At 66.9% G+C, this 1285-nt stretch carries 2 protein-coding genes; both read left to right on the top strand.

Going from position 1 to position 1285, the window contains the following annotated elements; translation table 11 throughout:
- The first annotated feature begins 67 nt into the window (after window positions 1-67).
- Window positions 68-376 carry a transposase gene (locus K7862_RS37005; protein WP_222970182.1) on the top strand — a complete coding sequence of 103 codons (309 nt, stop codon included), beginning with the start codon at window positions 68-70 and terminating at the stop codon, window positions 374-376.
- Window positions 373-1245 carry an IS3 family transposase gene (locus tag K7862_RS37000; protein ID WP_308012387.1) on the top strand — a complete coding sequence of 291 codons (873 nt, stop codon included), beginning with the start codon at window positions 373-375 and terminating at the stop codon, window positions 1243-1245. Before K7862_RS37005 ends, K7862_RS37000 begins: the two co-directional genes overlap by 4 nt.
- Window positions 1246-1285 lie beyond the last annotated feature (40 nt).

Raw genomic sequence — 1285 nt, 5'->3', positions numbered from 1 at the left:
TGGGCTTGATCCGCTTTGACGGACACTCCTGATCAGGGGCTTCGGCCCCGGAAGGATGATGTCCATCATGGAGAGCATGGGGAAGAAGAAGCCGCGTCCCAGGCGCTCGTTCACGCCGGAGTTCAAGGCCGAGATCGTCGAGCTGTGCCGACGCGGTGACCGTTCTGTCGGCCAGGTCGCCAAGGACTTCGATCTGACCGAGACCGCGGTGCGCGACTGGGTCAGGCAGGCCGAGGTCGATGCTGGTGAGCGGGACGGACTGACCAGCGACGAGCGTGAGGAGTTGGCCCAGTTGCGGCGGGAGAACCGCCGACTGCGGGAGGACGTGGAGATCCTCAAGCGTGCGACGGCTTTCTTCGCAAAGGAGACCCGGTGACGGTGCACCCGTTCATCGAGGCGGAGAAGCAAGCAGGCCACAGCGTCAAACGGGCGTGTGGACTGCTGGAGGTCTCCCGTGCCGCCTTCTACGCCCGCCGCAGCGGCGAACTCGGTCCCCGTGCCGTCCGCGATGCCGAGCTGACCGACAAGATCACCGAAATCCACACCGACTCGCGTGGAAGCTACGGAGCCCCTCGTGTCCATGCCGTGCTCCGGCAAGGCGGTGAGCGCTGCGGCCGCCGGCGGGTCGCCCGGCTGATGCGGCAGGCCGGGATCGAGGGCCGGCACCGCAGACGTCGGCACCGCACGACGATTCCCGATCCGCACGCGTCCGCCCGCCCCGACCTGGTCGGTCGCGACTTTCGGCCCGACCCTGCCGCGCTCGACAGCCGTTGGTGCGGCGACATCACCTACATTGCCACCGACGAGGGCTGGCTCTACCTGGCCACGGTCATCGACATCGCCTCGCGCCGTGTGGTCGGCTGGGCAACTGCTGACCACCTGCGCGCCGAGCTGGTCGCCGACGCCCTTCGGGCTGCCTGCCGAAGCCGCCGACCTCCCACGTCGGTAATCTTCCATTCCGATCGCGGCTGTCAATACACCAGTCGCGAACTGGCTGTCCTGGCTGATGAGTTCGACATCCGGCTGTCGGTCGGCCGCACCGGACAGTGTTGGGACAACGCACTCGCAGAGTCGTTCTTCTCCACGTTGAAGAACGAACTGGGCGACGATCGTCGCTGGCCCAGCCGGGCCACCGCCCACACCGCGATCTTCGAATGGATCGAGGGCTGGTACAACATACGCAGGCTGCACAGCAGCCTCGGCTACCGCAGCCCCGCCGACTACGAGACCGCCCTCGCAGCCTGACCACCACACCGAGGGTGTCCGTCAAACCGGAACAAGCTCA

It is taken from the genome of Actinacidiphila acidipaludis, assembly GCF_019890725.1.
Taxonomy (GTDB): domain Bacteria; phylum Actinomycetota; class Actinomycetes; order Streptomycetales; family Streptomycetaceae; genus Actinacidiphila; species Actinacidiphila acidipaludis.
The sequence above is the reverse complement of the archived record's forward strand: the minus strand, read 5'-3'. Positions and strand labels throughout refer to the sequence as shown.